Origin of the sequence: Burkholderia sp. BCC0322, from assembly GCF_902833045.1 — a bacterium.
In the GTDB taxonomy this organism is placed as follows: Bacteria; Pseudomonadota; Gammaproteobacteria; order Burkholderiales; family Burkholderiaceae; genus Burkholderia.
The window spans coordinates 1-369 of sequence record NZ_CADFDU010000058.1; the positions used below are offsets into that span (position 1 = coordinate 1).

1 protein-coding gene is annotated in these 369 nt (G+C 69.4%); it reads left to right on the forward strand.

Annotation, left to right across the window (positions count from 1 at the left end):
- Positions 1–3 precede the first annotated feature (3 nt).
- A partial coding sequence (locus tag HWX39_RS35870) for a YncE family protein (protein WP_244135170.1) occupies positions 4–369 on the forward strand: 366 nt, incomplete at its 3' end.

Sequence of the window (369 nt, forward strand, 5' to 3'; positions counted from 1 at the left end):
GCGCTGGCCGGCTTCGGCGCCCACGGCGCAATCGCGGCGTCGGCCGTCGCGGCCGTACCCGGCATGCCGCCCGTCATCCACCCCGACAACCTGTACAGCGAGGCGCAGGCCGGCCGCATGAGCGCGGCGGTAGCAGGCGCGTTGCCGCGCATCTATGTGCCGAACCTGAGATCGAACGACGTCTACGTGATCGACCCGGCCACGTACAAGGTCGTCGACCGGTTCACCGTCGGCCGCAGTCCGCAGCATGTCGTGCCGGCATGGGACCTGCAGACGCTGTGGGTCGCGAACAATGCGGAAGGGCGAACCGACGGCAGCCTGACGCCGATCGATCCGAAGACGGGCAAGCCGGGCCAGGAAGTGAGTGTC